General features: G+C 44.0%; 19 protein-coding genes. 13 read left to right on the forward strand and 6 right to left on the reverse strand.

Annotated elements, in window-relative coordinates; translation table 11 throughout:
• The first annotated feature begins 2 nt into the window (after positions 1 to 2).
• From EZ437_RS11440 to EZ437_RS11450, 3 genes are all read left to right on the forward strand, one after another.
• Positions 3 to 926: a metallophosphoesterase family protein gene (locus EZ437_RS11440; RefSeq protein ID WP_205942686.1), complete on the forward strand. Its 924-nt coding sequence runs from the start codon at positions 3 to 5 to the stop codon at positions 924 to 926.
• A 7-nt stretch (positions 927 to 933) separates the two neighbouring features.
• Positions 934 to 2,175, forward strand: coding sequence for an alkaline phosphatase family protein (locus EZ437_RS11445; protein ID WP_131596098.1), 1,242 nt, complete (start codon positions 934 to 936; stop codon positions 2,173 to 2,175).
• 131 nt (positions 2,176 to 2,306) lie between these two features.
• On the forward strand, positions 2,307 to 2,969 hold the full coding sequence (locus EZ437_RS11450; RefSeq protein ID WP_131596100.1) for a hypothetical protein: 663 nt from the start codon (positions 2,307 to 2,309) through the stop codon (positions 2,967 to 2,969).
• Positions 2,970 to 2,989: 20 nt separating this feature from the next.
• On the opposite strand, the gene EZ437_RS11455 is transcribed toward EZ437_RS11450, so the two are convergent.
• Complete coding sequence (locus tag EZ437_RS11455; RefSeq protein WP_131596102.1) at positions 2,990 to 4,624, reverse strand: L,D-transpeptidase family protein; 1,635 nt, start codon at positions 4,622 to 4,624, stop codon at positions 2,990 to 2,992.
• A 129-nt stretch (positions 4,625 to 4,753) separates the two neighbouring features.
• Between EZ437_RS11455 and EZ437_RS11460 the strand changes: the two genes are divergently transcribed.
• From EZ437_RS11460 to EZ437_RS11470, 3 genes are all read left to right on the forward strand, one after another.
• Positions 4,754 to 4,897, forward strand: a complete 144-nt coding sequence (locus EZ437_RS11460; RefSeq protein ID WP_225869560.1) for a M13-type metalloendopeptidase — start codon at positions 4,754 to 4,756, stop codon at positions 4,895 to 4,897.
• A gap of 251 nt (positions 4,898 to 5,148) precedes the next feature.
• On the forward strand, positions 5,149 to 5,970 hold the full coding sequence (locus EZ437_RS11465; RefSeq protein WP_131596104.1) for an AraC family transcriptional regulator: 822 nt from the start codon (positions 5,149 to 5,151) through the stop codon (positions 5,968 to 5,970).
• Positions 5,971 to 6,037: 67 nt separating this feature from the next.
• Positions 6,038 to 6,532 (forward strand): VOC family protein, encoded by a 495-nt coding sequence (locus EZ437_RS11470; protein WP_131596106.1) that lies wholly within the window; start codon positions 6,038 to 6,040, stop codon positions 6,530 to 6,532.
• 28 nt (positions 6,533 to 6,560) lie between these two features.
• Here EZ437_RS11470 and EZ437_RS11475 read toward each other — a convergent pair whose 3' ends face one another.
• Entirely contained in the window at positions 6,561 to 9,365 is a 2,805-nt protein-coding gene (locus EZ437_RS11475) for a leucine-rich repeat domain-containing protein (RefSeq protein WP_131596108.1), read from the reverse strand.
• Positions 9,366 to 9,691: 326 nt separating this feature from the next.
• Here EZ437_RS11475 and EZ437_RS11480 point away from each other — a divergent pair, with 326 nt between their 5' ends.
• From EZ437_RS11480 to EZ437_RS11490, 3 genes are all read left to right on the forward strand, one after another.
• The gene (locus EZ437_RS11480; RefSeq protein WP_131596110.1) at positions 9,692 to 11,056 is read left to right on the forward strand and encodes a sulfatase family protein; all 1,365 of its coding nucleotides are present in this window, start codon (positions 9,692 to 9,694) and stop codon (positions 11,054 to 11,056) included.
• A gap of 3 nt (positions 11,057 to 11,059) precedes the next feature.
• Positions 11,060 to 12,388 carry an apiosidase-like domain-containing protein gene (locus EZ437_RS11485; protein WP_131596112.1) on the forward strand — a complete coding sequence of 443 codons (1,329 nt, stop codon included), beginning with the start codon at positions 11,060 to 11,062 and terminating at the stop codon, positions 12,386 to 12,388.
• Positions 12,389 to 12,567: 179 nt separating this feature from the next.
• Positions 12,568 to 12,810: a hypothetical protein gene (locus EZ437_RS11490; protein WP_131596114.1), complete on the forward strand. Its 243-nt coding sequence runs from the start codon at positions 12,568 to 12,570 to the stop codon at positions 12,808 to 12,810.
• On the opposite strand, the gene EZ437_RS11495 is transcribed toward EZ437_RS11490, so the two are convergent.
• Entirely contained in the window at positions 12,807 to 13,919 is a 1,113-nt protein-coding gene (locus tag EZ437_RS11495; RefSeq protein ID WP_131596116.1) for a serine hydrolase domain-containing protein, read from the reverse strand. The two genes, EZ437_RS11490 and EZ437_RS11495, sit on opposite strands and share 4 nt — an antisense overlap.
• A gap of 76 nt (positions 13,920 to 13,995) precedes the next feature.
• Here EZ437_RS11495 and EZ437_RS11500 point away from each other — a divergent pair, with 76 nt between their 5' ends.
• The 3 genes from EZ437_RS11500 to EZ437_RS11510 all read left to right on the forward strand — a co-directional run bounded on the left by EZ437_RS11500 (position 13,996) and on the right by EZ437_RS11510 (position 19,504).
• On the forward strand, positions 13,996 to 15,858 hold the full coding sequence (locus EZ437_RS11500; protein ID WP_131596117.1) for a glycoside hydrolase family 127 protein: 1,863 nt from the start codon (positions 13,996 to 13,998) through the stop codon (positions 15,856 to 15,858).
• Between the two features lie 81 nt (positions 15,859 to 15,939).
• Positions 15,940 to 16,584, forward strand: a complete 645-nt coding sequence (locus EZ437_RS11505; RefSeq protein WP_131596119.1) for a 3-keto-disaccharide hydrolase — start codon at positions 15,940 to 15,942, stop codon at positions 16,582 to 16,584.
• Positions 16,585 to 16,660: 76 nt separating this feature from the next.
• Entirely contained in the window at positions 16,661 to 19,504 is a 2,844-nt protein-coding gene (locus EZ437_RS11510) for a PVC-type heme-binding CxxCH protein (protein ID WP_131596121.1), read from the forward strand.
• 100 nt (positions 19,505 to 19,604) lie between these two features.
• Here the strand turns inward: EZ437_RS11510 and EZ437_RS11515 are convergent, their stop codons facing one another.
• Together EZ437_RS11515 and EZ437_RS11520 are read right to left on the reverse strand one after the other, a co-directional pair.
• Positions 19,605 to 20,663 carry a hypothetical protein gene (locus EZ437_RS11515; RefSeq protein WP_131596123.1) on the reverse strand — a complete coding sequence of 353 codons (1,059 nt, stop codon included), beginning with the start codon at positions 20,661 to 20,663 and terminating at the stop codon, positions 19,605 to 19,607.
• A gap of 116 nt (positions 20,664 to 20,779) precedes the next feature.
• The gene (locus tag EZ437_RS11520; RefSeq protein WP_131596125.1) at positions 20,780 to 21,403 is read right to left on the reverse strand and encodes a response regulator transcription factor; all 624 of its coding nucleotides are present in this window, start codon (positions 21,401 to 21,403) and stop codon (positions 20,780 to 20,782) included.
• Between the two features lie 161 nt (positions 21,404 to 21,564).
• On the opposite strand from EZ437_RS11520, the gene EZ437_RS11525 reads away from it, so the two are divergent.
• On the forward strand, positions 21,565 to 23,541 hold the full coding sequence (locus EZ437_RS11525; RefSeq protein ID WP_165500392.1) for an ATP-binding protein: 1,977 nt from the start codon (positions 21,565 to 21,567) through the stop codon (positions 23,539 to 23,541).
• On the opposite strand, the gene EZ437_RS11530 is transcribed toward EZ437_RS11525, so the two are convergent.
• On the reverse strand, positions 23,521 to 25,284 hold the full coding sequence (locus EZ437_RS11530) for a PQQ-dependent sugar dehydrogenase (RefSeq protein ID WP_131596129.1): 1,764 nt from the start codon (positions 25,282 to 25,284) through the stop codon (positions 23,521 to 23,523). The genes EZ437_RS11525 and EZ437_RS11530 overlap by 21 nt on opposite strands.
• Between the last annotated feature and the right edge of the window lie 48 nt (positions 25,285 to 25,332).

The following is a 25,332-nucleotide window of genomic DNA, read 5'->3' on the forward strand; positions in this document are numbered from 1 at the left end:
AAATGACAGAAATAAAAAGAAGATCCTTAATAAAAGCAATCGGACTAGCGGCAGGTGCAGTGGTAACAGGCAGTTTACCTGCCCTGGCTGCCACTTCAGACGAGCAGTCTGCCGGCGAGAAAAAGCCGGTGCTTCGGGTTGCCCATATCACCGATGTACATATCAAAGCGTCTGAAAATGCACCCGAAAGATTTAAAAACTGCTTAAAGCAAATCATAGGCCATCATAAACCAGATTTTTTCCTGAACGGAGGCGATTCTGTGAATGATGTATCGTACGACAATGTCACCTATGACCAGGTTATAGAGCAATGGGGTATTTGGGACGACTGCATCAAGCAGCTGGACAAGTATGAAATTCATAGTTGCATCGGTAACCACGATTCATGGTGGAAAGCCCCCTCTAATGAGCATGAGATGTACGGAAAAGCATATGCTGCAAAGCGCCTTAAAATTCCGGCCCGCTACTATCATTTTACCAGAAAGAACTGGCACTTCATTGTCCTGGATGGAAACAATGACAAAATTTCCCTTGATCCGGAACAATATGCCTGGTTGGAAACAACGCTGGAAAAAATACCCGCCTCGGCACCTGTACTGTTGATGTCGCACTTCCCTATTCTTGGCACTACACAGGCACTGGTAGGCGGTGGCCACTCAGACTGCAAAAAGCTGAAAGACCTGTTTTACAAACACAAGGACAAGGTAAGGGTATGTTTAAGCGGCCACAACCATTTGTCGGACAATACCAAATACAATGGCGTTTTATATTGCTGCAACGGAGCTATGAGTGGTTTTTGGTGGGGCAAGGGCGATAAAGAATCAGCAGGTCCGGGTTATTATTTAGAAACACCTCCCGGATATGCCATGCTTAAATTATATGAGGACGGAACAGTAGAAAATGAGTATTTCCCACACGCTTATTAAAGAAAATATGAAGACACCATTTATTATGATAGCCTGCTTGCTGCTGTCGCTGGCAGCAAATGCCCAGCAGAAGGCACGTAAAGTAGTTTACATTATTGCTGACGGCATTTCGGCCGATGTGATTGAAAACCGGAACCTTCCTAATTTTAAAAAGATCGTACAAGCGGGATCTTATTCAAGGATGCATGTAGGCGGCGGGAAAGGGACGTATAGCGAAACGCCTACCATCTCGGCCGTGGGATATAACAGTTTGCTTACCGGCACCTGGGTAAATAAGCATAATGTTCCGGACAATGACATAAAGGAACCTAATTATCACTATCAGCATATCTTCAGGCTGTTTAATAAGCAGTATCCGGATAAAAAGACCGGAATATTTTCCAGCTGGACAGACAACCGTACCAAACTGCTGGGGCATAACCTTCCGGAAACGGGAAATCTGAAAGTCGATTATTTTTTTGATGGCTATGAGCTGGATACCGTCCGTTTCAAGCATGATAAGAAAACATACTACATGCACCAGATAGACGAGCAGGTAGTAACAGACGCATCCAACACCATTCGTGATAAAGCACCTGACCTCTCCTGGGTGTATTTGGAATACACCGACGACATGGGCCATGCCTACGGCGACAGTCCGGAGTTTTACGAATCTATAGACATGCTGGATAAGCAAATTGGTAAAATATGGGATGCGATCAATTACCGTCAGCAGAAATTTAAGGAAGAATGGCTGATCGTCATTACTACCGATCATGGCCGTGACGAAAAGAGCGGAAGAGGGCATGGTGGTCAGTCTGACAGACAACGATCTACCTGGATGATCAGCAATTATAAAAACCTGAATACTTACGGGCAGTATTTTGACATGGGCATTGTAGACATTATGCCCGCTATTGCAAATTATTTAAATGTAAAGTTGCCGGATAGTGTAGCCAGAGAAGTAGACGGGGTGCCATTCATAGGTCCTGTGTCTGTTGCTGCGTTAAAAACTATTTATTTTCAAAATCAAATTGATATCAGCTGGAAAGCATTGCAGCAAACAGGAAAAGTGAAAGTCTGGCTGACGACTACCAATCATTTCAAGACAGGAGGGAAGGATGCCTACCAACTTTTGGGAGAAGTAGATTTAAAACAGGGACATTTCCTTGCCGATGTAAAGCAATTTCCTTCTTCATTTTATAAAGTTGTGCTTGAAGCACCTGATAATACCCTGAATGGTTGGGTGATAGTGGGTGATAAGAAGTAGTTTTATATAGGTTTTGTACTTGAATAACAGCAATTATGCTGGTAAATATAATGACGACTGTGCTTGTTTTTTGTAAAAAATAATTAAATTAGACTAGGCTATAAAGGCATAACTAACTTAATCATAGCAAAATGGACACGGAAAAAATAGTAAGGGGTTCAGTAATACATGTAATGAACTATGTCGTGATCGAACTGATGCGGTTCGGATATAAGCTTGCTGTGAAGAATGAATTGGCGGACCTGAAGGACCTGATCAATACAAACGCGGATAAATGGATGAGGCCGGAGGCGAATGAAGAGACCGGGCTGATCTGTCTGGATGATGATCTGGACTTGCTGGATACGCTGGATGATGCGGCGGTAAAACGGCTGATGATCTCGATCAGCAGGATTCTCAAGACTGTTGATACTTATGCGTTAATAAGCAGCCCGGATATCGACGAATTGCTGGAGGAAGAAGATCTTCATGATGAGGCCGGAGGAATATTTGATGCATATTCTGTTGAGTTGGCTGAGGATGGGAGTTATGGTAATGTGTTGGATAACCTTGTCATGTATTATACATCTATATATATGCTGCTGTGGTATTGCATTACGCAGCTGGAGCTTGGCCGGCTGGAGGTATATGATGAAGCCCTGCAATTTAGCAGTGATTATTATAGCTCGGAGGGGCATGAGGTGTCGCTGAAGGAGCCGGTTTCGGGACTACTGCTGGAGTTGAGTGAGGATTTGGGTAGGGATTCGGTTTTGCTGGAGGAGCTGAGTAGAGGAAATCTTGGATTGGAGTATTAGGCAGGCTATAAGTGACAGTTTTAATCCTCAATCAGCATTTTTGCCAGGGCCTCGTCTCTGCTATAAATATCCTTTCTGAAATTAAGTAGGTTTTTGCGGTCGGTAAAAGCGGTAAAATAAGCAATAAAGACAGGTATTTTATGCCTCAGCGTTACGTACTGCTCTACGCCTCGGTTCATGCTGTTTTTGATCTTCTGTTCGTCCCAGTTGTCGTAGTTCTGTAACAGAAACGCAGCTAGTTTAAATGGCTCGCCTACCCGGATACAGCCATGGCTGAATGCTCTAGAGCTTTCATTAAAAAGTGATTTGGCCGGGCTGTCGTGAAGGTAAATATTGTAACTGTTAGGAAACAAGAACTTTACGAGTCCCAATGAGTTTTGGGGACCTGGTTTCTGCCGTACAGTAGGGATTCTACCATTATACCCCGTAATCTCCATTTTATGACTTTTTATATAACCCGGATTTCGCTTCATCGATGGTATGATTTCATTGCGGACTATGCTTTCAGGTACATTCCAGTAAGGACTGAACACCACATATTTCATATCACCCGAAAATATAACCGTGCGGTGCACCGACTGTCCTACTACTACGTTGCAGCTCCACAGCAGGCTGTCTGATTGATATACATGCAGCTTGAACTCTGGAATATTGACCCCTAAATACACAGAATCAATATGCACCGGCAGCCAGCGGCTTCTTTCCATATTGACCAGGATCTGCCTGATCCGCCTAGTGAGTGGTACATTCATTTCATTCAGCGTACCTTTTCCTATCACTCCGTCGGCGGGTAGACCGTGCCTGCTTTGAAACTGCTTCATGGCAGTTTCCAGCGCTCGGTCATAAAAGTAGTTGAGCGTATCGCCCTTAAAATCACCTAGTTTAAAAAGTCTTTTTTTTACTGCGGCTATTGGCGCTGCCGAATCGCCCGGTTTGTAAGATTTGGTAGTACTGGTGATGGGAGTCCAGGAGGGGTCTTCCTTTTGAAGGTCCCGATAGTGAGACAAATGCTGTTTCAAGAGGTCGTATTGCCTATATACTGGTGCGGCGCTGTTCGATGCCTTTTTTGGGGTGCTGATCAGACTGTCCAGATAAGCTGCATAAGACATTTTCTTTCTGGGGAGATACCATTGCGAAGATTTGCTGATGGCTGGGTCCATGCCTTCCCAGGCTAGTTTTGCAAATACAAAATAATTGGCCGTCAGCATCAATTCTAATTTTACATCTGGTGTCCCCGTCGCTTTGGCATACAAAAGCGAATCCAGGATATTTCTGTAAGGGGTTTCCTTAGATATGCCCTCATTTTGAAGGTTTCTTACACGATCGGACAGGTTTCCGGCCTGCTCTATCAACCGGTTATCGGCATACCATGCATAAGCAAGTTTGCGGCCATCATAAAATTCGCGGATTGCGGCGGCATAGGATTGAAATAATGGGTATTTGGTTATAAAACTATCTATTTCCAGAGAATCCAGGAATCTGTTTTGCTCCGCACTAAAGTTGCCGGGAATGGTTTTGTTCCATTCTTTAATAGCTTTAGATTTTTCCGGATCTTGTTTTTTTGCTTTTTTCTCCTGCGCGCAGCCTGCAATGATTATGGCGCAGCAGATGCAGAAGAGTGCAATGTAGATTTTATAGAAACTTCTTGTGTTCATAGCCAAAATCAAATGTATAAAATTCTTTAATTAATAATTCAGGCTTATTTCATGATTTAGTTTGTTAATTTTAAGTATAAATAATGCTTTTATGAGACAACTGGGTCTACAGAAGAATTGTTGAGGCGAATGGTAACTACCGATCCGCATGCCCCAGCAGTGTTTAGGGTGAATGGAGTGGTGAGGAATATCCCGGAGTTTTACACAGCATTTAAGGTAAAACCAGGAGATTCACTGTATCTGGCACCAGATAAGCGGGTGAAGATTTGGTAGAAATATCAACGAATAGGATTTTAATAGCTGGAAAATTTGGCGGAAGCCTTTAGGTATACATATTTTAGACATCAGATGATTCACGGGGAAATCCGTGGCATAGGTTGATAAATTTGGTTTAAGTAAGCGGCAACTCCTTGGATGAGGATGCCGCTTACTGATTTAGCATCACTGCCAGGAACCATACTCGAATTTACGGTTTTAAAATCCCTGAATAATCCCTAATATTGGATTCTAAAATGGTAACCTCCATGGACTATCAAACATTTCAGCCGCATTCAGATTTAGCATCTCTTGTAAAATGTTATTGGAGGCTGGAGGTGCCTGTTGAGGCCCAAAAAGAAAAGCAGCGGATCTTACCTGATGGCTGCATTGAATTGATCTTTATTCTGGGTGACGATATAAAAAGATACACTTCAGAGCATGAATTCATCATCCAGCCAAGGGCAGTAGTAGTCGGGCAAATTACAGAGCCATTTATCATTCAACCTACGGGGTATGTTCATTGTTTCGCAGCCCGTTTTTACCCTTTGGGATTTGCAAATTTTGTAACCACACCGCTTAAAAATCTGGCGAACAAAGAAACTCCGATAGGAATGCTTTTTGGTGAGGAGGCAGCAAAGGAGTTAGCGCAGAAAATGATCGGGGCAGCTAATACCGATGAACAAATTAAAATTATCGAGACGTTTCTTTTGCAGAAATATGAACACAAAGTAACCATTGACCATATTGTAAAATCAACAGTTGAAGCCCTGTTGGCAACAAAAGGTAATACCTCAATAGCAAATTTGCTTAAAGAAGATCCGACAAAAAGAAGACAGTTGGAAAGAAAGTTTGTGGAACTGATAGGGCTTAGCCCGAAGCAATTGGGGAAGGTGATCCGGTTGCAAAGCGCATTAAAGTTGCTGTTGAACCAGCAACCTGAAAAACTCACCAGGATTGCCTATGAGAGTGACTATTACGATCAGGCGCATTTTAATAGGGACTTTAAGGAGTTTACCGGCATCAACCCTAAAGAATTTTTAGAAAGTGATAAGATGCTGCTTTCTGCTATTTTCTATACAGAAGATTAACGTGTCGCATTTGTACAATTTTATGTTTCAGAGTTGCAGTAATTTTGTGTTATCAATTTAAACAAAGATGAAAAAACCCATATTAATTGCCCTGCTATTTCTGGGAGCTGGATTTACGGCATGCGATAATAATGCTGACACAAAATCACAAACAGAAAAATCTGGCACTGCAAATCAAACATTAAATAAAGAGATGAAAAATTTAGCTTCAATAATTGAAATTCCTGTGGCGGACCTCACAAGGGCAATCGCATTTTATGAGATAATTTTAGACGTCAGCATTGAAAAGATGGAAATGGACGGTGTACAAATGGGAGTATTACCAAGCGATGGGAAGACCGTAAGTGTTGTGCTCGCTAAGGGGGATGATTATACACCTACTACCGATGGTGCCCTAGTTTACCTGAATGCAGGTGCCGATTTGCAAACTGTGTTGGACAAAGTAGCACAAAACGGAGGGAAAATGGTTGTGCCGAAAACGGCGATTAGCCCAGAAATGGGGTACTTCGCTTTATTTATTGATACCGAAGGGAACAAATTAGGGTTGCACTCAAGTAACTGAAGGTAAGTAGGCTAAAGCAATTGTGGCCTCACTTGCAGATGTTTTGAAGCGCATACAGTTGCTCTTTTTCCTTTTCGGGTCTGTCTGTCTGGTTTACCCACTTGTTGAACAGTTGATAACTCCAGTCTGTTACCTTACCGTTTTTCGAGATGCTGGCCGAAAGTTGCTTTTTTGATTGTTCAAATGTCGTACGATCTATAAGGTAGTTAGCCGTTGCCTCGAGATAATCTCTAAGAGACCTTGTTGTTTCAAATAGCTTTTGATTTTCTTTCTTTAGCAATGCTAAAGCTTCCGCAGGTTTGCCAGCTATAATTAGCACTTCCACATAATCATAAAGAGGCATAGGATAGCCATAGCCCACTACACCGGCCTGGTCTTTATCATATCGTTTAAGCATGGTGCCCATCAGTTCATTGGCGATGGAATCTTTTCCAAGCTCCCGGTAGATCAATGCAGCCTGGATATAATTGGCGCCAGGGTACACACGTGGAATAAACTGCAGCAGGGTCTCAGCTGCTTTTTCCTTTTCGCCAAGGGCAAGGTGGGACTCTGATTTAAAATATTGAACAGTTTCGTTGATGTTACCACCTATGGTTGGTGCTCTGGGGATTTTCATGAAGGTTTCAAAGTCCCGTATGGAACCGCGGTAATCTTTCTGGTCAAAACGGCGTAGCCCGAGTAAAAACCAATCAATATTTTCGTTATAGGCCGTTTCGTTGAGCGATCGGGCTTTATCTGCGTAGGCTACGAGTGCAGCGCCCTGGTTTAGATATTGACCCATGGAAACTATGCGTTCAGTCATGGCCACTACGTAATCATAATCACTCACTTTAATGTGGTTTGCCGGTATGCCATGGCCTTCAAGGAGTACTTTGAGACCGGCCTGACCAATGACCAAATTTAACGTATAGGACGAGTCTGCTTTCAAGGGATTGTCCCTCAAAGCAAGTAAGTCTGTACGGCTGGAACCAAATTCAACAGGCAGTCCGGTTATTTTATTCTTGCGGAGATCAAGACGGATAAAATGGATATTTGCCCATTTATCGGTAGCAGGAAGGGCATCGATACCAGTATTTCTCAGATCTGCCCAAAACATTTTCCTTGGACTGGAAAGTATCAGATTGAGAGCGCTATTGCCAATTTGGACATTGCCCTCAACCCTGAGCACAGTTAGTTCTTTTGCTTTACCCAGCTCGGGGGGCAGGCTGGAAATATTATTGTCTTCAAGTACCAGTCCGCGCAGTTTGCTGAGCTTCGTAAAACTCGACGGCAGGTAAGTAAGTTTATTGGCGCCTGCGTTGAATACGGTCAGTGAACGATAATCCCCGATGCTTTCCCGCAATGAAGTCAACTCGTTGTTATTGATATATAGCTGTTTAAGGGTATTGTTGGGAGACTTTAAATCAGGTAGATCCTTGATTTTATTGAAGCTTAACGTCAATACCTCCATTTTTGGGGCGGCTAGTATAGCCTGGGGAAGAGATGTGATCTGGTTGTGGGATAGGTTGATGTTTTTTATGTTGTCCAGATTCTGATCCTTTAGCACTGAAACATCGGTTAGCATATTGCGAGACAAATTGAGCTCTTCTAATTGCGCCAAGGATTTAAATCCTGCTGGAATTGACCGGATCTGGTTTTTTGAAAGATTTAAGGACTGTAATCTAGTGAAGCCATAGCCTTCCACATCGGAAAGCTCGGTAATGCGGTTGCCCATCAGGCTTAAACTTAAAAGGTTGGGTAAGGCAGCTGGGCTAAATATTTCCCTGACATCTGTTAGCGAACCGTAGCTGATTTCCAAGTGTTTAAGTCTGGACAGGCTCGCAATCTGTTTTATAGTTTCAGGATTTTCATGTAAATTTTTTGATCCGCTACATTTAAGCGATTCTAGCTGTTTTAGTTCAGCAAGCCCGCTTAGGTTTAGACGGCTTTCAAGACTTATGTCGATCTGAAGATCTTTAAGGTTGCTGAGTCGGGATAAAATAGGAAATAGCTTGAAGTTATTTTTGGTCTGGGGATATCGGACGGTCAGCGCAGTCAGTTGTTGAAGATTTGGCAAGGAAAGCAGGTAGTCTTTCGTTGGATAGATCAATTCCAGTTCCCTAAGCGATTCAATTGCTGCAAGCCTGATTATACCAGCGACAGCTTTTGCTGAATCTGCCCCAATCCCAAGGATAGAAATCATCTGCCAGCTTACTTTGCTTAGGTCGACATCGTCCAGGCTTCGGTAGTCAGACAGTTTTACAAAAGTGATTTTTTGCAGGGTAGCGAGGCTAGACGGCAGTTTTCCCAACTCTCCCTGAAAGGAAATTCCCCTGAGGCCGGGCAATGCAGAAAATTTGGCAATGGCATCATTAAGGTCTAAGTGGTTGGTGCTGAGCAATTCAATTACTTTTAGGTTTTTGAGTTGCGTGAAAGACCCCGGTAAGCGGTAGGCGGTAGTTCTTTTATGTTCTTTATCCCAATTATCGTGGTCGGTGATTCTTAAAAATTCCAGGTTGGGAAGTTCAGCCAGCAAGCCAATGTTCTTTTCAAAATTCGCTGAATCTTTTACTGACAGACTGAGGATCTTGATTTCTCCTTTGCGCGATGATTTGATAAGTTTCAGCAGGTCAGTATGCTTATAAATGGATATCCCGATTTTGTTCATCAGGCTGTCACCAGTTCTATAAAATTCCGATTGAATGTACGATCCAGCACTGGTGAATTCACTCATGTTTCTGAAATAGCTATCAAATGATTGCTTGTCAGTTTGGGCGTTGGCATTCAATAGGCAGCTGATTTGAAGGAATGCAGCGGTAAAGACGGTGGCTATTGCAGAGCGAGATAGATTCATAACCGTTGTTTGAAATATTTGGTAATTTAAATATAGTGAACAAGGTTTGAAAATGCAATAGATGCTTTATTCTCAGCTAGATTTATGATGGAGCCTCAAAGTCGCTGGGCGTTCCAGCAAGGCAATTAATAACAATATCGGAATAGTGCTTTGTGATACTAGATTTCTTCATGGATTTTAGAGGTGTTTATTGTCTGTATAGCAGCTCCGGTTGGCATCAAATAAAATAATTGCGTACTTTTAATGCCTAAGCACGAAAAAATATCAGAGTCCATGTTCGATTTTGGTAGAACTTATAATTTGATAGAACTTATAATATTATTAATATGAGGACAGTAATTTGTAAATTGATGTTTATTTTACTGTTGGCCAGTTCTTTCTCTGTCATTGCACAAAAGAAGCAACCTAATATAATTATTATACTCACCGATGATATGGGATTTAGTGATATCGGTACTTTTGGGGGTCACTTTGTGCCTACACCAAATATCGACCGTCTTGCAAAAAATGGCTTAAAGCTCACCCAATATTACAGCGGGGCACCAATATGTTCACCCTCCAGGGCAAGTATGCTGACCGGCATGTATCCGGGTAAGTGGAATTTCACTACCTATCTGGATAATAAGAAGCACAATAAAAATGCGGAACAGACTGATTTCTTAAATCCGGCCGCACCCTCAATGGCCAGGTTTTTTCAATCTGCAGGCTATGCTACCGGTCATTTTGGTAAGTGGCATATGGGAGGCGGCAGAGATGTGAAAGATGCCCCGGGCTTTGAAAAGTATGGTTTTGATGCGCATGCGAGTACGTATGAAAGTCCGGATCCTGATCCGCTGATTACAGCTACCAACTGGATCTGGTCTGAAAAGGATAGTATAAAAAGATGGGACAGAACAAAGTATTTTGTAGATAAAACGCTGGCGTTTATGAAAAAGCGCAAAGGCCAGCCTTGTTTCATTAACTTGTGGCCTGATGATATGCATACGCCATGGGTACCCCATAAGGGAGATGGCTATGCTGGGGAATTCCCGAAAGGACCGGAGGAAGAGGCCGCATTTAAACTGGTGTTGAAGGAATATGATGTACAGATAGGCCGGCTTGCGGCGGGCTTGAAAGAAATAGGGGAGGATCAGAATACGATCATCATCTTTACGAGTGATAACGGGCCGCTTCCGAGTTTCAGAGGGAGCCGTACTGGCGGTTTGAGAGGTTCAAAGTTGTCCCTTTATGAAGGGGGAACGCGGATGCCGTTTATCATCAGCTGGCCGGGACACACGCCTGCTGGTAAAACTGATGAACGTTCTGAAGTCAACGCAATAGATTTATTGCCTTCGCTGGCCCGTATGGCCGGTGTTAAACTTCCTTCCAGTTATAAGAGCGATGGACAGGACAGGAGCGGCGTGCTGACCGGAAAACCGGAGCTTCGTAAAAAGGATATGTTTTGGGAGTATGGTCGGAATAATCTTGCGTATAATTATCCAAAAAAGCCCAACAGAAGCCCAAACCTGGCTGTGCGGTCAGGTGAATGGAAGCTGTTGATGAATAGTGATGGTTCTGGCGCAGAACTTTATAATATCGTGATGGATAAGAATGAAGCTAAAAATCTACAAGCCGAAAAACCAGAAATAACAAGGCGGTTAAAGTTAAAATTATCAACATGGTGGGAGTCCTTGCCGAGGCTAAATGATTAAGGTATGAAAATGCTGACCCTCGTTTTTCTTTTCGTATGCGGAATAGCATCAGCGCAGCAAAAGGAATATGCCTTCCCACTGGCAATAGCAAAAGATAACAGGCACCTCGTAGACCAAAGAGGAAAATATTTTTTATACAACGGCGATACCGCATGGATGCTGTTCCTTAAATTGACAAGGGAAGAAGCACTCGAATACCTGGTCAAAAGGAAAGCCCAGGGCTTTAACGTGATCCAGATCATCCTCACCGGATTTGCAGATTTTAATAAAGAAACTCCCATCAATCGCTATGGACAAAGGCCTTTTTTAAAGGGAAATGATTTTAATACCACTAATCCGGCATACTTTGAGTATGTAGAATGGGTAGTTAAGAGGGCAGATTCTTTGGGCCTGGCACTTAGTATTGCGCCATTGTGGGCAGGCTGCTGCAGTGAGGGCTGGGCGGGTAAGGACAAGGCAATGGCTGCGAACAAGCCGGAAGGCAACTTTAAGTTTGGAGAGTTTTTGGGAAAGCGGTTTGCTAAGTATAAAAATATGCTTTGGATTCTGGGCGGGGACAATGACCCGCATACGGATAAAAACAATTATCGCCAATTGGCATTGGGCATTAAAAAATATGCGCCAAGGCAGCTGATCACTTATCATGCTTCTTCTTCTCATTCTAGTACTGATGTATGGGAAGGAGAACCCTGGCTGGATTTTAGTATGGTATATACTTATTTCAGAGGGTTTAATAAGGCCTGGAACCCGAATCAGCCCGATGTTTATGAAGTGGCATGGAAGGAGTATGCTAAAAGACCTTTAAAGCCCTTTATTCTTGGTGAGTCTACTTATGAGGGTGAGCATGATTCCTGGGGATCTGCTGTTCAGGCAAGAAAGCAGGCTTATTGGGCGGTGCTGGGTGGAGGTGTGGGCAATGCCTATGGCTCACCGGTGTGGAAGTGTGAAGCGAATTGGAGAGATTATATGGATTTGCCGGGGGCGGTTTCTTTGAGGCAATTTCACAGGTTTTTCTCAGCCTTGAAGTGGGAAAAATTGGTGCCAGATACGAACAAGCACATTGCTGTTTCGGGAAATGGTGACTTTGCATCAAACAATTATTCAACGACAGCTATTGCTAATGACGGGAGCTTTTCCGTTTCTTACCTGCCCAGTCCAATAACGCTCGAGATAGATTTGGGAAAATACATGCGCGGGAGTTTGGTGGCTACCTGGTTTAACCCGATATCAGGGCTGAAAGGGAAGGCTGAAAAAATAGATAAGAGAGGGTTGAAGATGTTTTCGCCACCAGCAGGGCAGCATGATTGGGTGCTGCTTGTTCAGGTTCGTTGAGGATATTGATTTTTATTCTTGCGCTGTTCATAGAATCCGCTTGGTGTGCGGGAATTTGTAAAGATCCATCCCTGGAATGGCAACGGACGCAGCGCCAGGCTTATTGAAAGTGGTTCCTCGCTAAAAAGCTGGAAGCTCAATTTTAATCGTACCTTTGCCAGCTATAAAATAAAACAGCAATGGCAGTATTACATAATAAAGAAGAAAAGATTGAAGTGGTGCTAAGTAAGCTTCCTAAGAAATATACCGACAAACAATTTGTAGATACTTTCATTCAGCTTTATTCTAAGGACTGGGGTAAGATCAAAGCGAATTACATTAAGCAATCACAGGATAAAGAGCCTGGTACGGTCATCACGATGCCTAAGCCTGAACTTTACTTAAAGAGCATTCTGGAAACATACCTGGCTAAAAAATCTTAATATCCTTCCGCAATTTGTGTAAATGCACTTCTCCAATTGGTATTGCCCACACTGGTGCCCAGCCTGACGATGATCAGGTTTTTTGCAGGGTTTACATAAATGTACTGACCTAAAATGCCCTGTGCCATGAAATCGCCGTTTTTACTGGGCAGCCACCATTGGTACTGGTAGCGCCAGGAACTCCCGTTGACGGTATCTATTTTGGTAGACTGCTTTACCCAGCTTTCGCTGATGAGCTGCTTGCCGTTCCAGTTGCCCTTCTTTAGGTACAGTCTGCCTATCTTGGCAAAATCCCGTGCGCGGGCGTTGATGCAGCAAAAGGTTTTTTCCAGTCCGTTGTTCTTTTTATCTGTGCTCCAGCTGCCATCGTATTCCATGCCCAACGGCTGCCAGATCTTTTCCTGGAGATATCCGGTAACAGTCTTTCCTTTTAAAGCCCGTTCAAGGATCAGCCCCAGGATCTGCGGATTGCCGCTTACATATTCAAATTCAAGGCCCGGCTGGCGCTTTAGTTTCATTTTTGGGATGTCTTTTCGTAGGGTCTGGCCGTAGTAGAAGGTAGCGGCATCGCCAAATGGATTGTGGTAACTTTCATTAAAATCCAATCCGGAAGTCATTTGAAGAAGATGCTCAATGGTCACCTTGTCAAAACCGTTCTTTTTCATCTCAGGAAGGTAATTAGTAACGGGCTCCTGTACCGATTTGATCAGTCCGTCGTCTATGGCACAGCCTATCAGGATGGATGTCACTGATTTTGCCATAGAAAAGGAAGCGACTATGGAGGTTTTGTCGTATCCTTTAAAATAGTTTTCGTATTGAATGGTATCATTCTTTATTATGAGAAAAGCCACGGTATTGTTGTCTTCCAGGTATTTTTCAAACGTTACTTGCTTACCGTTTTCTATCTGGGTGATCTTTGGGGATTTTCCGGACGGGGAGGTAGGAAAGCTGAATTTGCTGCCTTCATTTTGCAATGGACGGGAAGGGAATATTTTATGATCTGTGATGTCAGCGAAATTGTAATATATGAAACGGCCAACTTTGCAGGAATTGAAGCTGAGCAGCAGGATCAACAGGAATAGGTAGCCGGATAATCTGGTTCTAAGCATAGCTTTGTTGTTTGATTAATTCATTTAAAATCAAATGTCTGTAATATCTTTTATAAATTGGACTCAATTTTAGGTTATGGCACACAAACACACAAAACTACGCTTCGTTTTATTAACAGGCTCTATATTATTTGGCGATATAGCAGTAGGGCAGGACAGGCTTTCGGTAGCTAAGTCTGAAACGATCAAAGGATTTATTGGGCAAAGGCTGGACAATTCTTATACAAACGGAATACTGCGGCAGGATGCGCCTTACCTGGTAGCACCTTTCAGGAGCAGAAATGAGAAGAGCTTGTGGCAAAGCGAGTTTTGGGGAAAATGGTTCACTTCGGCGGTAATGGCCTATAGGTATAAACCGACCCCAGAACTGAAACAGAAACTGGATGCAACGATTAAAGACCTGATCAGCACGCAGACTCCTGATGGCTATATCGGCAACTATGCAAAGGAAAGCAGGCTGCAGCAATGGGACATATGGGGCCGTAAGTATTGTATGCTTGGCCTGCTGGATTATCATGCACTGACGGGAGATAAAAAAAGCCTTCAGGCCGCAAGGGCTGTGGCAGATAACCTGATGGCAGATTTGAAGGATGGGGACGGACTGATCGTAACCAAGGGTAACTACCGTGGTATGGCGGCTTCATCAGTGCTGGAACCTATATGTCATTTATATACGCATACTAAAGATAAAAAATACCTGGAGTTTGCAGAAGAGATTGTTCGCCAGTGGGAAACGCCAAATGGGCCGCAACTGATCAGCAAAGCTGATGTGGATGTGTCGAAACGGTATCCTGTGCCGGTGAACTGGTACTCGTACGAGCAGGGACAAAAAGCCTACGAGATGATGTCCTGCTATGAAGGGTTGCTGGAATTGTATCGGCTGACAGGAAAAGCAGCGTATAAATCGGCTGTAGAGAAAACATGGCAGAATATTCTGGAAACAGAGATCAATGTGGCCGGATCGGGGGCTTCGACAGAGATGTGGTTTGGAGGCAGCCTATTGCAGACTGCGCCAGTAAACCATTTTCAGGAGACATGCGTGACGGTGACCTGGATAAAACTAAGCCAGCAGTTGCTTAGGTTGAAGGGTGAGTCTAAATATGCCGACGCGGTAGAGCGGAGTTATTACAATGCACTGCTGGGCTCTATGAGTTCGGATGGTGTACACTGGGCTAAATATACACCACTCAGCGGACACCGCATGCCCGGAAGCGGGCAATGTGGGATGAACCTGAACTGCTGTGAGGCAAGTGGCCCGCGTGGCTTGTTTAACCTTCCCCAGCATGTAGCCATGAAATCTGCTGACGGGCTGAATGTGAACTACTTTATTGAAGGAAATTACACGTTGAGTACTCCGTCAGGAAGAAAGCTGGAACTGGTACAGGAGACAAATTACCCTGAATCTGGTAAGGTAAACCTGTCGGTAAAGGTGACCAAACCGGAAGATTTTGTGCTATATGTACGCATACCGGCATGGAGTAAAGCAAATGTGGTGATGATAAACGGTGGGGAAGTGAAAAGTGTAAAATCAGGCGAGTATGTGGCGATTAAGCGCAACTGGAAAAATACTGACCGCATTTCTGTTGAACTGGACATGAGGGGCAGGGTGGAATACCTGGGTGACAGGCCGCAGTACGCTGCGATCATGCGGGGGCCTCTGCTGCTTTCCAGAGACGCTGCTTTGCCGGGGGTAAGTATGGGTGCTATCGTAAACCCGGGAGGTAAAGGAGGCTATGTGAACCTTGTTCCAAGTAAGCAACGGGATAGTAAGAACTGGCTTCAGTACAGCCTTACTTTTACACCTGAATCGTACAAGGAAGCTGGTGATAAGCCCGTCACGATAGATCTTTGTGATTATGCATCGGCCGGAAATAATGAGCAGGCTACCTTGTATACGACCTGGCAGCCACAGTTGATAGATCCGAAAAAGCTAAAGTAGATTTATGGGTTTGAAGTTGAAAATCTAATAGTTTTTCCTACCTTTCGGTAGCTAATTATTTAACCAAAATAGACCTTTATCATGAAAGTTTTATATCTGTCGCTTGCAATGTTGTTTTCCTGTATTTCCTTTTCTAAGGGTCAGGACGTGAAGAAAAAGATCAAATTATTTGATGGCAAGACGCTGAAGGGCTGGGAAGGCGAGACTGCTAAAACCTGGTGGGTGGAAAATGGTGCGATCACCGGTGGATCACTGACGGAAATGGTGCCTCATAATCAGTTTATTAAAACAGAAGGTACATATGGCAACTATTTACTGAAGCTACAATTTAAACTGACAGGTACCGAAGGTTTTATAAACGGTGGAGTTCAGTTTCACAGTCAGCGGATCGCCAATCCTGATTTTGAAATGATCGGGTACCAGGCAGATATTGGTGATGGATTTTGGGCATCGCTATATGATGAATCCAGACGGAACAAGCTCATGGCCATTGCAGATCCTGCAAAGGTAGAACGTTTGCTGCGTCGCAACGAATGGAATGACTACGAAGTACACAGTCAGGGAAGAAGGATACAAATATTCCTGAATGGAGAACAAACGGTAGACTATACGGAAGAGGACCAGAGTATCCCGCAGTCGGGACATATCGCTTTTCAGATCCATGGTGGCGGAAAGGCGCTGGTAGCCTATAGGAATATTGTGCTCTATCCGCATTCAAAAAAATAATTTAATTTGCTAAAACCATTTATTACCTTTATTAACTGGTATATACAACTAGACACAAATAAACCAAATATAAATTATGAATTTAAAACGTTTACTTACTACACTACTTGTTGCCATAATTTTCATTCCCGGAAGTTATGCTTATTCGGAAGCTGCCTATTTCCAGCAACCCGGAACCGGGAAGTATGACCGGGAATATACGCTTGAAGCAACCATGCTAGGCTATATAGGCTCAGACGGGAAACGCAATCCTGTTATTAAGGCTAGTCGCGGTGAAATGGTCCGCATTAAGATCGTGAATGGCGAATTGATGACGCATGACATTGCGCTTGAGAAAGCGGCCATAAAAAGTAGGGTGCTGGTAGAGAAAGGCGATACGGCAAGTATCGTTTTTAAAGCAGATAAAAATGATGTTTACTATTGTACCGTACCAGGTCATAGAATGGCAGGAATGGTGGGTAAGATAGAAGTGGTAGAAGGGCCGATTAAGAAAGAGGTGGCTGCTGCGGGTATCCTTGCTAAGAAAGGCGGAAAAACGTTAAACCTGAACTTCGAAAAAGGGACACTTGAAGACTGGAAAGCTACCGGTGATGCATTTACTGATCCGGTGGTATCTGAGGATCCTTCCCCAATGCATGAAAAAGATATGAAAATTGGATTTGTAGGGAAGTATTTCATCAGCAGTGGTGGTACAAAAAACTACAAAAGAACGGGCACGCTTACCTCGGTTCCATTTACTGTAACGCAGTCATTTGCTTCGTTCCAGATATCTGGAGGCGCACTGCACGATACCCGTGTGGAGCTGGTGCAGGCGGATAACAATAAGGTAATATTTCAGATCACCGGAACGGGAAGGGCTAACCTGCAACCTGTGGTGGTGGACCTGGCGGCTTATCTGAACAAAGAAATCTTTATCAGGATTGTAGACAGCGAGACAGGTATTTCCCAGATCCCCTATATAGGTGATGATAAATGGGCCCACATCAATTTTGATGATTTCGTATTTCATGCTGCCAGACCAAATTTCCCTAATGAATTAAAACCCAGCGATATCATCATCCTTCCGCCACTGGATGCGGTATTGAATGCCGGACTTTCGGGGGTAGAAGCGGCTAAGGCTATGTCGCCAAAGAATGGATTTACAGTGAAGCTGGCTGCTGCTGAACCGGATATTGTACGGCCGATCAGTTTTACGATAGATCATCGCGGAAGGCTTTGGGTAGCAGAGGCGCATACTTATCCAACCCGTGCTGCTGAAGGACAGGGTAAAGACAGGATACTTATTTTTGAAGATACCAATGGCGATGGATCGCTGGATAAAAGGACTGTTTTTAAAGAAGGGCTGAACCTGATCAGCAGTCTGGAAGTTGGTATGGGCGGGGTATGGGTGGCCGCTGCGCCATATTTAATGTACATCCCTATTGATAAAAAAACAGATAAGCCAGCAGGTGAGCCTCAGATAGTGTTGGACGGATTTGGTTACCAGGATACGCATGAAATGCTGAACAACCTAAAATGGGGTCCTGATGGCTGGTTGTACGGTACTCATGGTGTATTTACGCAATCGAATGTTGGGAAGCCGGGTGCACCTGATTCTGAGCGTACAAAGCTTAATGCAGGTGTGTGGAGATACCATCCTACCAGTAAGAAATTTGAGCTGTTTGCCGAGGGAACCAGTAATCCATGGGGTATAGATTTCAACGACTATGGCAATCCTTTTGTGACAGTATGTGTGATACCTCACATGTTTCATGTGATACAGGGAGCAAGGTACCTGCGCCAGGCAGGGAACCATTTTAACCCATATACTTATGATGACATCAAAGAGTCGGGCGACCATGTACACTGGATAGGCGACCGCGGGCCGCATGCGGGTAACTTCCGTTCTAATTCTGCTGGAGGAGGACATGCCCACGCAGGTGCGATGATCTACCTGGGTAATGAAAACTGGCCTGCAGAGTACCGGAACAATATCTTTATGAACAACATACACGGTAGCCGTGTGAATGTGGATATCCCTAAAAGAAATGGCTCTGGCTATACTGTGAGTCATGGAGCTGATTTCTTGTTGACGAACGACTCCTGGTCGCAATGGTTAAACTTTAGATACGATCAGAGCGGCTCTGTATTCGCAATCGACTGGTATGATAAAAACCAATGCCATAGCCCGAATCCGGATGTGCACCAGAAAACGATGGGCAGGATCTTTAAAATCAGCCATGAAACCGATAAATGGGTTAAGATAGACCTGGCTAAAGCATCGGATAAAGATTTGGTAAACTATCACCTTAATAAAAATGAATGGTATGTACGCAACGCAAGATTAATACTGCAGGAGCGCGGCCCGAATAAGAAAGTGGCAAAAATGCTGAAAGAGATTTTGGCCAATAATCCTGATGTGACGCGCAAGCTAAGGGCATTGTGGACACTGCATGTAACCAAAGGACTGGTAGAGCAGGACTTGCTGAGCCTGCTGGGCAACGAAAGTGAATACATCAGGAGTTGGGCAATACAATTGCTGGCGGAAGATAAAAACCTGTCTGACGCGGCTTTAAAACGTTTTGCGGAACTAGCAGCTTCTGACAATTCTGCTATGGTGAGGTTATACCTTGCATCGGCCATGCAAAGAACAGACCCTGCTAAGAGATGGGCAGTAATGGAAGCGTTGGTACAGCATGCTGAAGATGCAACTGACCATAACCTGCCGCTAATGCTGTGGTATGGACTGGAGCCTTGTGCTGAAATAGATGCTGCGAAGGCATTGACCATAGCCCAGAAGGCGAAAGCACCTAAACTAATGGAGTATATGATGAGAAGAGTAGGCGCAATCAACACGCCTGAATCGAAGAAAATATTGGAAGGATATAGCCTGCAGCCAGCTAAGCCTGCTGCCACTGGGCATGAACATCATGGTATGTAAGAATATGTAATACGTTGTGATTAAAAAGAGCGCCCCAAAAAGGCGCTCTTTTAGCATCTTTTACTCCTTAAAAAAGGTCCATGAAATTGATGCCATGTCTTTATTTTCTGCCCTCAAGGAACTGTGCTGTGTGGAAATCGATGAATTTCTTAGCAGCTGCATATACGCCTTCTGTGTATTTTTTTGCATCTACTTCTACGACTTTATTGGTGTCGCTGGACCTGTTTTCAGGTGTGAAGAAGGTACCATACATGGTTTTTGTGCCGATTGCATCAACGCTTCCCCGGGCAAAGCTGGTTACTTTTGTGTCTTCTATGGCGCCCCCAATACCGATAGGTTTGCTTAAAATACCGCTATAACTGGTGGTAGCACCCAGACCCATTTTTCCATGCGTGAAGTTGACCGCACTATTGATCATGGTAATGCTGTTCTGACCCTTTAGCCTGATGGCTGATTTTTTATCGGCCATAACGATTGCTTCCGAATCTGCTATCCTCAGATTAGTCTTGATCTTGATATTTGCCCCGCCACCCTGAAAGGCGTCTTTGTCTTCAACAAACATGACGTACACGTTTACGTCAGCAATGATGGCATCACCAAGCTCCTTTGATAATTTAGGATAGAGCATCCCTACACTACCTAAAAAGCCACCGCTTTTGGTCTTGCCTGATTTGTCTATTTTCTTCACAAAATGCTCATAGTCTGTAGGTGCGGTGGTCATAGTGCCCGGAAACTGTGCAAGGCTTACTTTGCCGCCCTGAATGCGCTCATAATCTTCGTAGGTGCCTGATTTTGCGGCCTCGTCGGCATTGATGATGGTTAGGCCACTGGCATTTATCTGGCTCAGAAAATCCTGGTACAACTTATCTGTCACCTGCTGTACATCTGTTTCGGTCAGTCCGGCCAAACCAATGGAGGCTTCAGCGGTGGCATCTCCTTTATAGCCGCCACCAAGCTGGTAACCTCCTTGTTTAAACTTTTGTTTTTCATTGTAGATCTGGTAATTCACTGTGAAATTTGCAATGTAGATCTTGCTGGCATCCTTCGTTTTCTTTACGCCATAGCTGTTGTCTTTGGGTTTAAATTCGCCCAATGTCTGTGCTTTGGTGCCTGCCGCTGCCAGTGCGACAAGCAGCACGATCATAAATGTTGTTTTCATAGTTTTAAAATTTTTAGATTTCATGGTTTTAAAATTTTATACTAAAGTAGTACCATGAATAGCTGGCTGCTATCCCAAAAGCTGGGTATATGGATATCAGTAGAAATACGGATATATCAGATCAGCTTATGCAGATAGGCATATTTGATCAGGCCTATTGTGGTGGCGCACTGTGTTTTACGGAGCAGGTTTTTGCGGTGGGTCTCCACTGTCCGCTCACTGATAAAGAGTTTTTCGGCTATCTGCCGGCTGTTGAGCTCCTGGGTCAGGAGTTTTAAAATCTCAATTTCCCGGCTCGTGAGTTCATTAGCATGCAGGCCTGAGGACTTTTCTTCGTGTAACAATACACGGGTTACTTCGGGGCTCCAATATTGCCTGCCCGCCTGTATCGCATCTATGGCATGAGAAAGCTCTTCCAGTGCATATTTTTTTAAGATGTAAGCATCCAGTCCGGCTTTCATTACCGCATTGATGATGGCGGGCTCGTCGTGCATGCTGAGCATGATGATCTTAAGATCAGGGAACTGAGATTTGGCTCTTTTTACCAGTTCCAGTCCGTCGATATCGGGCATGGAATAGTCGGTAATCATCAGGTCTATGTGGTCTTTGGCAAGGTAAGCAAGTGCAAATCCGGCAGAAGAAGCCGTTGCGCTAACCCTAAGATCAGTTCGTGTGGAAAGCATCGACTTTAGGCCGTCTATCATAATGGCATGGTCGTCTACCAGCAGCACTTTTGTCATAACCAAAATCCTGAGTAAATAATTTAATATCCCTGATGTAAATATCTAAAAAATATACGATCTTTTATGTCTAAGTAACAGCCAAGTAAATCTTTATGTGTCTATTTTCCAGTAAATGCGGTCTTTGTGCTACTAAATCTATATTTGTTGTTTTTTTCATCATGTTATCTCTATCTGCAAATGGACAGAACCTAAAGAAAATAACATGGAAGCTGCAGCTAATTGATTCTCTGGTAGGCGCCAAATCGATTGGTGAGGCTGCGAAAGAATTTAAACAATTTACAGCTACATATGACACGGCAAAGTTGTCCGGTAAAAATGGGCGCTATCATTTTGTAAAAGCACTGATAGCGGATAATGCTGAGGGAGCGCATAATCTAGCGATGAAAGAGTATGAAAAGTCGCTCGCCATCTATACGGCTGCTAATGACCTGGAGCAAGTAGCCAAGGTAAACAGTAATATAGGTAATGTGCATATCGCGTTAAACCAGTTTGATGAGGCATTGGTGTACAAAAATAAGGCGCTGAACTATTTTAAGAACTATCCGGAGAGGGAAGAGTATATCATCACGATAGGTGGTATAGCGCAGATTTACCTGAATAAGGGCGCATATCTGAAATCTGCGCAACTGTATATGCAATTCTTGCGTTATTACGAAAAAAAGCGGGATACGCTGAAGATCGGCAATGCCTATTTCCGGATTGGGCTGGCGTATGACTATGCAGACATGGTGAAACAGGCAAAGGCCTATTATTTACGGGCCGTTAAGATCAGGGAGCAACTAAAAGACACCGTAGGTCTGATGAATACCTATAACAACCTTGGAATTGTGAATAAGAATAGCGGAAAGCCCGATTCCGCTATCTATTTTTATAACGAGTCGCTAAGACTTGCCGCCCTTACCGGCATGAACAGGTATAAGATCAATCCGCTGATCAACCTGGGGGTGGTATACCGGCAGACGAAGCAAAACAGCAAGGCAATAAACTATTATGAACAGGCACAGGCCATCTGCATAGCTGAGGGCAAGGAGGGGCAGCTGTTTACTGTGAAAAACAATATTGGGTTTTTATACAATTCACTGGAGGAGTTTACAAATGCGCTGCCCTATACAAAAGCTGCGGCTGAATTTTCCCTGCAGAAGGGTACGCTGGAAGATAAAGTTGAATACCTGCAAAATTATGCTGTATCGCTCCATGGATTGCGGCGCAGCGGGGAGGCCTTCGATATGCTGTTGAAAAGCAAGGTCTATGCTGATTCGCTGTACGATACAAAAAATACGGAGCAAATGGCAGAACTGAGCGCCAAATATGAAGATGAAAAGAAGGCGCAGCTAATAGAGATCCTGAACCAGGAAACGGCCATACAGAAGCTGCAGTTACGTCAGCGAAGCATTGTCTTTGCTTCGGCTATAGTGATACTGCTTGGCGCTGCATTTTCCATTTACCTGATCCAGAACAGGCGCAAGCTTAAAGCCGAGTCCAGGTTGCAGCAGCAGCTTTACGACCAGCAGCAGCAGGCGACAAAAGAGCTGCTTTATGCGGAGGAACGGGAAAGACGCCGCATCGCTACTGACCTCCATGATGGGGTAGGACAAATGCTTTCTGCCGCATTGATGAAGATTGGAGAGGCACACAACCAGACAGAGGAGCATTCAGCAGCGTGGAAGGCGACCGAACAAGCGAAGATACTGCTGACTGAGAGTTACGACGAAATGAGGAGTATATCACACCAGATGATGCCCAATGCGTTGCTTAAAGCAGGACTGGCATCTTCTGTAAAAGATTTCCTGGAGAAAATAGGAGCTGGTCAGCTTAAGGTTTCGCTGGATGTAGTGGGTTTGGATGAGCGCCTGGATGAGCATACTGAAACAGTGCTGTACAGGGTGATCCAGGAGGCGGTCAACAATGTGGTAAAGCATGCGGATGCATCTAAACTCAGCATACAGCTGATCAGGGATGCAGAAGGTTTGTCATTGACGATAGAAGATAATGGGAAAGGCTTTGACAAAGAGGCCATGAACGATCTGGACGGCATTGGCCTGAATAATATCAGGAGCCGTATTGCCTTGTTGGGCGGGACAGTGGATATTGACTCGGCTATAGGGAAAGGTACGTTATTGGCTATTCACCTTTAAAAGGCAATCTTTTAGCTTCCACATTTTTCCATCTGTTTTGGTGTAGATAAACAGATCTCCTCCGGTACCGGCTCCAAAGCGCAAATCTGCTTTTGATTGCTTAGTAATCTCCCTGAAAGTAGATGATGTACCGTTAAAGCTAAGGCCGAATTCCTGAATAGTTGCCTGACGCCCCTGAATAAGGGATTCAGTAGCTACGTAAAAGATCCGGCCCTGAACAATATCTCCAAATATATATTTGTTCTTTAGGCTGGCGATCTTACCTGTATACACAAATCCTCCTGATATTGCGTTTCCTTCATCATGGTCATATTGTAATACCGGATAGGTAATTCCTTTATCATCAGCAGGCAATGCATACACCTTGTTCATTTTTCCCTGATAATTCATTAGGAAAGTACCCTCCCGGTATGGCCAGCCATAATCGGCACCCGCTATGCCTATATTTAATTCTTCTACATTATTTAGTCCTATATCTGTAATCAGCATTTTGCCATCAGGGGTCCAGGATATGCGATTTGGATTGCGAAATCCTCTTGCAAAGATTTCTCCAAGAGATTTTGGATTATTGTCTGACGCATATGGATTGATAGACGGTATTCCATATTTTCCGTTGGTGCTGTTACGGCCTCTGGGGTCTATCCTTAGTACAGATCCCCATAGGGTACTGCTGGAATTACAGAGCTGAGAAAGTCCGTCTTCTGCTGATCCGCCGTCGCCAATACCAATATATAACAGGCCATAATCCGGAGAGCCAGGGCCGGACAGTGGATTGAAAGTTATTTCCTGCATCCCATGTACAGATCCTGGCATGTTAATGCGCAGTAACTCTCTGGAAGTGCCTGTAAAGACAGTGTCTGCTTTGGATAAATCAATTTTCCATTCTGATACCACCCATTGCAGGGTCACCCTGATGTCGGCAGGATAGCCAAAATCAGCCATTGCGGCATCTTTCTTTTCTGCATGACTGGTATAGAAAAGTCCATTGCGATAGAAATCAGGGTGGAAGGCGTAACTGCCAAAGCCAGTGGCATGGCCGGGAACATGAATAAAATTTGGAAGGAGTTTGGTCATGTCCATTACCTTACGGAATTTGTTTCCGCTAAGCTCATAAAGGATGCCCCTGATGTCTTCCAGAAATACCTTTTCTTTTTTGCCTTTCAGTACAACCATCTTGTTTACTCTGGCAGCAGGACCTTGCTGTGCGGTCCTTGGTGCGGTAGCCCATTCTTCAAGTTGCAGGGTTAAAGCCGATTGGGCTATCTTTTCGGGAATAGGGTTGTCCAATACAATTCCCAGGGTACTGTCATTGTTACTGGTAGTTAAGACGGGCTTCTGAGTATGTATGAAGCTAAGGATAGCCTTGAGCTCAGTGTCTTTTAATTGTGTCTGCGCCGGCATAGGAATTTTGTACTTATTGAACAGACTTACCGCTCTTTTATCACCGGAAGAGATCAGTTGTTGCGGATTGCGGACGAATTTAGTTAGCCATTGATAGGATACCTCCGCCGTAACGCCCGACAGATTTGGCCCGATACCCTGCTGTTTGAAATTATGGCAGGAGGCGCAGTTTTCCTGGAAAAGTAGCTGACCTTGTGAAATGACCTGCTTGCTGCTGCTATAATTATTATTGGCAGACTGAGCACTGGAAGAAACTGTCCAGCATAATAAAAGAAGGGTAAATATATGGTGTATAGACCTGTATAGACAGGGAGCGATTTTATAAGTTGCTTTTCGGTTCAAAAGAAAGGTATAGATTTGGTTAGAAGCTGTTAATTTATTTCAGCGATA

Origin of the sequence: Pedobacter psychroterrae, from assembly GCF_004331695.1 — a bacterium.
In the GTDB taxonomy this organism is placed as follows: domain Bacteria; phylum Bacteroidota; class Bacteroidia; order Sphingobacteriales; family Sphingobacteriaceae; genus Pedobacter; species Pedobacter psychroterrae.

Coding starts and splice junctions, on each gene's coding strand:
- EZ437_RS11515 (WP_131596123.1), bottom strand. CDS start 20,663: ATGAAAACAACATTTATGATCGTGCTGCTTGTCGCACTGGCAGCGGCA.
- EZ437_RS11525 (WP_165500392.1), top strand. CDS start 21,565: ATGTTATCTCTATCTGCAAATGGACAGAACCTAAAGAAAATAACATGG.
- EZ437_RS11470 (WP_131596106.1), top strand. CDS start 6,038: ATGAAAAAACCCATATTAATTGCCCTGCTATTTCTGGGAGCTGGATTT.
- EZ437_RS11500 (WP_131596117.1), top strand. CDS start 13,996: ATGGCACACAAACACACAAAACTACGCTTCGTTTTATTAACAGGCTCT.
- EZ437_RS11440 (WP_205942686.1), top strand. CDS start 3: ATGACAGAAATAAAAAGAAGATCCTTAATAAAAGCAATCGGACTAGCG.
- EZ437_RS11505 (WP_131596119.1), top strand. CDS start 15,940: ATGAAAGTTTTATATCTGTCGCTTGCAATGTTGTTTTCCTGTATTTCC.
- EZ437_RS11465 (WP_131596104.1), top strand. CDS start 5,149: ATGGACTATCAAACATTTCAGCCGCATTCAGATTTAGCATCTCTTGTA.
- EZ437_RS11445 (WP_131596098.1), top strand. CDS start 934: ATGAAGACACCATTTATTATGATAGCCTGCTTGCTGCTGTCGCTGGCA.
- EZ437_RS11460 (WP_225869560.1), top strand. CDS start 4,754: ATGGTAACTACCGATCCGCATGCCCCAGCAGTGTTTAGGGTGAATGGA.
- EZ437_RS11495 (WP_131596116.1), bottom strand. CDS start 13,919: ATGCTTAGAACCAGATTATCCGGCTACCTATTCCTGTTGATCCTGCTG.
- EZ437_RS11520 (WP_131596125.1), bottom strand. CDS start 21,403: ATGACAAAAGTGCTGCTGGTAGACGACCATGCCATTATGATAGACGGC.
- EZ437_RS11490 (WP_131596114.1), top strand. CDS start 12,568: ATGGCAGTATTACATAATAAAGAAGAAAAGATTGAAGTGGTGCTAAGT.
- EZ437_RS11485 (WP_131596112.1), top strand. CDS start 11,060: ATGAAAATGCTGACCCTCGTTTTTCTTTTCGTATGCGGAATAGCATCA.
- EZ437_RS11455 (WP_131596102.1), bottom strand. CDS start 4,624: ATGAACACAAGAAGTTTCTATAAAATCTACATTGCACTCTTCTGCATC.
- EZ437_RS11450 (WP_131596100.1), top strand. CDS start 2,307: ATGGACACGGAAAAAATAGTAAGGGGTTCAGTAATACATGTAATGAAC.
- EZ437_RS11480 (WP_131596110.1), top strand. CDS start 9,692: ATGAGGACAGTAATTTGTAAATTGATGTTTATTTTACTGTTGGCCAGT.
- EZ437_RS11475 (WP_131596108.1), bottom strand. CDS start 9,365: ATGAATCTATCTCGCTCTGCAATAGCCACCGTCTTTACCGCTGCATTC.
- EZ437_RS11510 (WP_131596121.1), top strand. CDS start 16,661: ATGAATTTAAAACGTTTACTTACTACACTACTTGTTGCCATAATTTTC.